Raw genomic sequence first — 7577 nt, 5'->3', positions numbered from 1 at the left:
ATGTCCATCGAGATGCGCGACACCGACGAGGACGTCTTCCGCGCGGCGGAGGAACTCGGTATCGATCTGTCCCGGCGTGAGCCGAGCAGCGTGGAAGAAGTCTGAGGGGGAGATCGCACACAATGCTAGACGTCAACTTCTTCGACGAGCTCAGGATCGGTCTTGCGACCGCCGACGACATCCGTCAGTGGTCGCACGGCGAGGTCAAGAAGCCCGAGACCATCAACTACCGGACTCTCAAGCCGGAAAAGGACGGACTCTTCTGCGAGAAGATCTTCGGTCCGACCCGCGACTGGGAGTGCTACTGCGGTAAGTACAAGCGCGTCCGGTTCAAGGGCATCATCTGTGAGCGCTGCGGCGTCGAGGTGACCCGGGCCAAGGTGCGTCGTGAGCGGATGGGCCACATCGAGCTGGCCGCGCCCGTCACGCACATCTGGTACTTCAAGGGCGTGCCGTCGCGCCTCGGCTACCTGCTCGACCTGGCCCCGAAGGACCTGGAGAAGGTCATCTACTTCGCGGCCTACATGATCACGCACGTCGACACCGACATGCGTGAGCGTGACCTGCCCTCGCTGGAGGCGAAGATCTCCGTCGAGCGGCAGCACATCGAGCAGCGCCGTGACGCCGACGTCGAGTCCAGGCAGAAGAAGCTCGAGTCCGACCTGGCCGAGCTGGAGGCCGCCGGCGCCAAGGGCGACCAGCGGCGCAAGGTCCGCGAGGGCGCCGAGCGCGAGATGCGCCAGCTCCGCGACCGTGCCCAGCGCGAGCTGGACCGGCTCGACGAGGTCTGGAGCCGCTTCAAGAACCTCAAGGTCCAGGACCTCGAGGGCGACGAGCTGCTCTACCGCGAGATGCGCGACCGCTTCGGCCGCTACTTCAAGGGCGGCATGGGCGCGCAGGCGATCCAGGACCGCCTGATCAGCTTCGACCTCGACGCCGAGGCCGAGAACCTGCGCGAGACCATCCGCAGCGGCAAGGGCCAGAAGAAGGCCCGCGCCCTCAAGCGGCTCAAGGTCGTGTCGGCGTTCCTGAACACCACCAACTCGCCGCGCGGCATGGTGCTCGACTGCATCCCGGTCATCCCGCCGGACCTGCGCCCGATGGTGCAGCTCGACGGTGGCCGGTTCGCGACCTCCGACCTCAACGACCTGTACCGCCGGGTCATCAACCGGAACAACCGCCTCAAGCGTCTGCTCGACCTCGGCGCCCCCGAGATCATCGTGAACAACGAGAAGCGGATGCTCCAGGAGGCCGTCGACGCGCTGTTCGACAACGGCCGTCGCGGTCGCCCGGTGACCGGCCCCGGCAACCGGCCGCTGAAGTCCCTCAGCGACATGCTGAAGGGCAAGCAGGGCCGGTTCCGCCAGAACCTGCTGGGCAAGCGAGTCGACTACTCCGGCCGTTCGGTCATCGTCGTCGGCCCGCAGCTCAAGCTGCACCAGTGCGGTCTGCCCAAGCAGATGGCGCTGGAGCTGTTCAAGCCGTTCGTGATGAAGAGGCTCGTGGACCTCAACCACGCGCAGAACATCAAGTCGGCCAAGCGGATGGTCGAGCGCGCCCGCCCTGTCGTGTGGGACGTGCTCGAAGAGGTCATCACCGAGCACCCGGTGCTGCTCAACCGCGCTCCGACGCTCCACCGTCTGGGCATCCAGGCGTTCGAGCCGCAGCTGGTCGAGGGCAAGGCCATCCAGATCCACCCGCTCGTCTGCACCGCCTTCAACGCGGACTTCGACGGCGACCAGATGGCCGTGCACCTGCCGCTGTCGGCTGAGGCCCAGGCCGAGGCACGCATCCTGATGCTCTCGACCAACAACATCCTCAAGCCGGCCGACGGCAAGCCCGTGACGATGCCCACCCAGGACATGGTCATCGGCCTCTACTGGCTGACCACCCAGAAGGAAGGCGCGATCGGCGAGGGCCGCGTGTTCGGCTCGATCGCCGAGGCGCAGATGGCCTTCGACCGCCGTGAGCTGGAGATCCAGGCGAAGATCCAGATCCGGGTCAAGGACGTCCTGCCGCCGCGCGACTGGGTCGCTCCGGAGGGCTGGGAGCAGGGTGACCCGATCCGGCTGGAGACGACGTTCGGGCGGTGCCTGTTCAACCAGACGCTCCCCGAGAGCTACCCGTTCGTCAACTTCCAGGTGGGCAAGAAGCAGCTGTCCACGATCGTGAACGAGTTGGCCGACACCTACCCCAAGGTCGAGGTCGCCAACTCGCTCGACGCGCTCAAGGACGCGGGCTTCCGCTGGGCGACCCGCTCCGGCGTCACGATCTCGATCGAGGACGTCGTCGCGCCGCCGAACAAGACCGACATCATGGAGAACTACGAGCGCCGGGCCGACAAGGTCCAGCGCGAGTACGAGCGTGGTCTGATCACCGACGAGGAGCGCCGCCAGGAGCTCATCGAGATCTGGACCCACGCCACGGCCGACGTCGAGACCGACATGGTCAACGCCTTCCCGGCGACCAACCCGGTCTGGATGATGGTCAACTCGGGCGCCCGTGGTAACAAGATGCAGGTCCGGCAGATCGCCGGCATCCGTGGTCTGGTGTCCAACACCAAGGGCGAGACGATCCCGCGGCCGATCAAGGCCTCCTTCCGCGAGGGCCTGTCGGTGCTGGAGTACTTCATCTCCACCCACGGTCAGCGAAAGGGTCTGGCCGACACCGCCCTGCGTACCGCCGACTCGGGTTACCTGACCCGTCGTCTGGTGGACGTCGCCCAGGACGTCATCGTGCGTGAGATCGACTGCGGCACCGACCGCGCGGTCCCGCTGCACGTCGGCGAGCGTGACGCGTCCGGCAACCTGGTCAAGGCGGAGAACGCCGAGTCCAACGTGCACGGCCGCATCCTGGCCGAGGACGTCGAGGTCGACGGCAAGGTCATCGTCCCGGCGGGTGTCGACATCAACGACATCCACGTGACGAAGCTGGTCGAGGCCGGCGTCGAGACCGTCCGCACCCGCAGCGCGCTCGTCTGCGAGGCCAAGATCGGTGTCTGCGCGACCTGCTACGGCCGCTCGCTGGCCACCGGCAAGCTCGTGGACGTCGGCGAGGCGGTCGGCATCATCGCCGCCCAGTCGATCGGTGAGCCCGGCACGCAGCTGACGATGCGTACGTTCCACACCGGTGGTGTGGCCGGCGCCGACATCACCCACGGTCTGCCCCGTGTCACGGAGCTGTTCGAGGCGCGCATCCCCAAGGGTGTCGCCCCGATCTCCGAGGCCGAGGGCCGGGCCAGGATCGACGAGACCGACAAGACCAGGAAGATCGTCATCACCCCCGACGACGGGTCGGAGGAGATCGCCTACCCGGTCTCGATGCGTTCGCGCCTGCTCGTCCAGGACGGTCAGCGCGTGACGGTCGGCCAGCAGCTGATCGCCGGTGCGGTCAACCCCAACGAGGTGCTGCGCATCCTCGGCCCGCGGGCCGTGCAGCTGCACCTGGTGGCCGAGGTCCAGCAGGTCTACCGGTCGCAGGGTGTGTCGATCCACGACAAGCACATCGAGATCATCGTGCGGCAGATGCTCAAGCGCGTGAACGTGCTGGAGTCCGGTGACACCGACCTGCTGCCCGGTGAGCTGGTGGAGCGTCCGCGCTTCGAGCAGATGAACCGTGAGACGGTGGCCGAGAGCGGCTCGCCGGCCGCGGGCCGTCCGGTGCTCATGGGCATCACGAAGGCGTCGCTGGCCACCGAGTCGTGGCTGTCGGCGGCCTCCTTCCAGGAGACGACCAGGGTCCTGACGGACGCGGCGATCCACGCCAAGTCCGACTCGCTGCTGGGCCTGAAGGAGAACGTCATCATCGGTAAGCTCATCCCGGCCGGTACGGGCATGCCCCAGTACCGCAACATCCGGGTCGAGCCGACCGAGGAGGCCAAGGCCGCCATGTACACCGTCGGCGGTTACGACGGTTCCGCGGCCGACTACACCTTCGGCACGGGCAGCGGCGAGGCCGTCCCGCTGGAGGAGTACGACTTCGGTCAGTACAACCGCTAGCAGTTCGCAGGCGACGCGCCCGGGTCTCTCTCCTGAGAGGCCCGGGCGCGGCGCTTTTCCGGCCGTACGCGCTGCCGTAGACGGCCCCTGACGCCCTGTGGGAGTGGACGGGCCCCGGGGGGCCGGTCCGGCGGCATGACGGTCTGGGGGCCGGTTGCGGGGCTCCCCGGCGAATCGGCACACGTCGGTCCCCGGGGCCGGTATCATTGCGGCGGCGCTTCGGATGGGCTGGATGAGACGGGCCCCGGTGGCACGGAGCGGCGATGCCGACAGGCGTTGCCGTGCCGTTTTGACGTGTCGGCTGGGCCTGGGTAGTCTTGAGCATCGTGCCCGTCTCTAGCGGGCTTTCGGCTGTGCGCTCATATCCATAGGGAGAGCGTCGGCTGGACTCTCAGGCTCGCAAGTCTCCGTGGCTGTGTCCGTGCGAATAGCGCGACACGCCCGACCGCGGGGGCACCGAGACGAGGAAAACCAGCAGGTCATGACACCGGCAGAACCTGCGAAATGCAAGACCAATGACGTAACACCGGCCAAGGCACGAAACGGAGTGGCAGTGCCCACTATTCAGCAGTTGGTCCGCAAGGGCCGGCAGGACAAGGTCTCCAAGACCAAGACTCCTGCCCTCAAGGGGAGTCCGCAGCGGCGCGGCGTGTGCCAGCGCGTCTACACCACGACCCCGAAGAAGCCCAACTCGGCACTGCGCAAGGTGGCCCGCGTTCGGCTCACGAACGGCATCGAGGTCACGGCTTACATCCCCGGTGTGGGCCACAACCTGCAGGAGCACTCCATCGTGCTCGTGCGTGGCGGTCGTGTGAAGGACCTGCCTGGTGTTCGCTACAAGATCATCCGCGGTTCGCTCGACACCCAGGGTGTCCGCAACCGCAAGCAGGCCCGCAGCCGCTACGGCGCGAAGAAGGAGAAGAGCTAACAATGCCTCGTAAGGGTTCTCCTGGCCGTCGTCAGCTCATGTCTGACCCGGTTTACAGCTCGCCGCTGGTGACCGCCCTGATCAACAAGGTGCTCCTTGACGGCAAGCGCTCCATCGCGCAGTCGATCGTCTACGGCGCCCTCGAAGGCTGCAGGGAGAAGACGGGCAACGACCCGGTCGTCACCCTCAAGCGCGCGCTTGACAACGTCAAGCCCACCCTCGAGGTCCGCAGCCGCCGTGTCGGTGGCGCGACGTACCAGGTGCCGGTCGAGGTGCGCGCCGCGCGCAGCACCACCCTGGCCCTGCGCTGGCTGGTGCAGTACTCCCGCGCCCGCCGCGAGAAGACCATGACCGAGCGCCTCATGAACGAGCTCCTCGACGCCAGCAACGGCCTCGGGGCGAGTGTCAAGAAGCGCGAGGACACCCACAAGATGGCCGAGTCCAACAAGGCCTTCGCCCACTACCGCTGGTAACCCGGCGGGTTCGACGAGACGACGAGGACGCGAGTTAAAGTGGCCGCTACGACCGCTCTTGACCTGGCCAAGGTCCGCAACATCGGGATCATGGCCCACATCGACGCGGGCAAGACCACCACGACCGAGCGCATCCTGTTCTACACCGGCATCAACTACAAGATCGGTGAAGTCCATGAGGGCGCTGCCACCATGGACTGGATGGAGCAGGAGCAGGAGCGCGGCATCACGATCACGTCTGCCGCGACGACCTGTGAGTGGATCGGTCACACCATCAACATCATCGACACTCCGGGTCACGTCGACTTCACCATCGAAGTGGAGCGCTCGCTCCGCGTCCTCGACGGTGCCGTCGCCGTGTTCGACGGTGTCGCCGGTGTCGAGCCGCAGTCGGAGACGGTGTGGCGGCAGGCTGACCGGTACGAGGTCCCGCGCATCTGCTTCGTGAACAAGATGGACCGTGTCGGCGCGGAGTTCCACCGCTGCGTCGAGATGATGGTCAGCCGCCTGGGCGCGACCCCCGCTGTGATCCAGCTTCCGTGGGGTGTCGAGGCCGACTTCAAGGGCGTCATCGACCTCATCAAGATGAAGGGGCTCATCTGGAGCGCCGACGCGGCCAAGGGCGAGATGTACGACACCGTCGACATCCCGGCCGACCACGCCGACGCCGCCCGCGAGTGGCGTGACCGCCTCATCGAGACGGTCGCCGAGAACGACGACGAGCTGATGGAGCTCTTCCTGGAGGGCACCGAGCCCACCGAGGAGCAGCTGATCGCGGCCATCCGCCGCGCCACGCTGAGCAGCGCCATCAACCCGGTCCTGTGCGGCACCGCGTTCAAGAACAAGGGCGTTCAGCCCCTGCTCGACGCGATCGTCGCCTACCTCCCCGCCCCGACCGACATCCCGGCGTTCAAGGGTTACGCGGTCGGCAACGAGGAGAAGGTGATCGAGCGTCACGCGGACCCGGCCGAGCCGTTCTCCGCGCTGGCCTTCAAGATCGCCAGCGACCCGCACCTGGGCAAGCTCACCTACATCCGCATCTACTCCGGCACCCTCGACACCGGTTCACAGGTCGTGAACTCGGTGAAGGGCAAGAAGGAGCGGATCGGCAAGATCTACCAGATGCACGCCAACAAGCGCGAAGAGCGCCCGCAGGCGATCGCCGGTCAGATCGTCGCCGTCATGGGTCTGAAGGACACCACGACCGGCGACACCCTTGCCGACCCGGCCAACCCGGTCGTGCTCGAGTCGATGACGTTCCCGGCTCCGGTCATCAACGTCGCCATCGAGCCCAAGACCAAGGGCGACCAGGAGAAGCTGTCCACCGCCATCCAGCGGCTGGCCGAGGAGGACCCGTCCTTCCAGGTCCGTCGTGACGAGGAGACCGGCCAGACGGTCATCTGGGGCATGGGCGAGCTTCACCTGGAGATCCTCGTCGACCGTATGCGCCGCGAGTTCAAGGTCGAGGCCAACGTGGGCCGCCCGCAGGTGGCCTACCGCGAGACCATCCGCCGCAAGGTGGAGAAGGTCGACTACACCCACAAGAAGCAGACCGGTGGTTCCGGTCAGTTCGCGCGGGTGATCATCGACCTGGAGCCGCTGGGCGAGGGCAACGACGGTTACGAGTTCCAGAACAAGGTCTCCGGTGGCCGCGTCCCGAGGGAGTACATCCCCTCGGTCGACGCCGGCGCCCAGGAGGCCGCGGAGTTCGGCGTGCTGGCCGGTTACCCGATGGTGGGCGTGAAGGTTACGCTGACCGACGGTGCCGCCCACGACGTCGACTCCTCGGAAATGGCGTTCAAGATCGCCGGCTCGATGGCCTTCAAGGAGGCCGCGCGCAAGGCGGACGCCGTTCTTCTCGAGCCGATGATGGCCGTCGAGGTCACCACGCCCGAGGACTACATGGGTGACGTCATCGGTGACCTCAACGGTCGCCGCGGGCAGATCCAGGCGATGGACGAGCGGGCCGGCGCCCGTGTCGTCCAGGCGCTCGTGCCGCTGTCTGAGATGTTCGGCTACGTGGGTGACCTGCGTAGCAAGACGCAGGGGCGCGCGAGCTACAGCATGCAGTTCGACTCCTACGCGGAGGTGCCCCCGGGCATCGCCAAGGAGATCGTCGCGAAGGCCCGGGGCGAATAACTTCCCGGTCCCTGGCGGGGTGGTGCGAGCCACCCCGCC

Annotated in this window: 4 protein-coding genes; all 4 read left to right on the top strand. The window is 66.9% G+C overall.

Annotated features, from left to right (window positions below; genetic code table 11):
• The first annotated feature begins 122 nt into the window (after positions 1-122).
• The 4 genes from ACFYYW_RS10980 to fusA all read left to right on the top strand — a co-directional run bounded on the left by ACFYYW_RS10980 (position 123) and on the right by fusA (position 7538).
• Positions 123-3998 carry a DNA-directed RNA polymerase subunit beta' gene (locus ACFYYW_RS10980; RefSeq protein WP_387647271.1) on the top strand — a complete coding sequence of 1292 codons (3876 nt, stop codon included), beginning with the start codon at positions 123-125 and terminating at the stop codon, positions 3996-3998.
• Positions 3999-4551: 553 nt separating this feature from the next.
• Positions 4552-4926 carry a 30S ribosomal protein S12 gene (gene rpsL, locus ACFYYW_RS10975; protein ID WP_020542315.1) on the top strand — a complete coding sequence of 125 codons (375 nt, stop codon included), beginning with the start codon at positions 4552-4554 and terminating at the stop codon, positions 4924-4926.
• Positions 4927-4928: 2 nt separating this feature from the next.
• A complete protein-coding gene (rpsG, locus tag ACFYYW_RS10970) occupies positions 4929-5399 on the top strand; it encodes a 30S ribosomal protein S7 (RefSeq protein ID WP_043623423.1) in 471 nt (156 codons plus the stop codon).
• Between the two features lie 90 nt (positions 5400-5489).
• Entirely contained in the window at positions 5490-7538 is a 2049-nt protein-coding gene (gene fusA / locus ACFYYW_RS10965) for an elongation factor G (protein ID WP_387647314.1), read from the top strand.
• Positions 7539-7577 lie beyond the last annotated feature (39 nt).

This window comes from Nonomuraea sp. NPDC001831 (assembly GCF_042892035.1).
GTDB lineage: Bacteria > Actinomycetota > Actinomycetes > Streptosporangiales > Streptosporangiaceae > Nonomuraea.
This window is presented reverse-complemented; position numbering and strand designations above follow the sequence as displayed.

Bases quoted from the DNA above. Each gene is read 5' to 3' on its own strand.
- ACFYYW_RS10980 (WP_387647271.1), top strand. From the start codon at position 123: ATGCTAGACGTCAACTTCTTCGACGAGCTCAGGATCGGTCTTGCGACC.
- fusA (WP_387647314.1), top strand. From the start codon at position 5,490: ATGGCCCACATCGACGCGGGCAAGACCACCACGACCGAGCGCATCCTG.
- rpsG (WP_043623423.1), top strand. From the start codon at position 4,929: ATGCCTCGTAAGGGTTCTCCTGGCCGTCGTCAGCTCATGTCTGACCCG.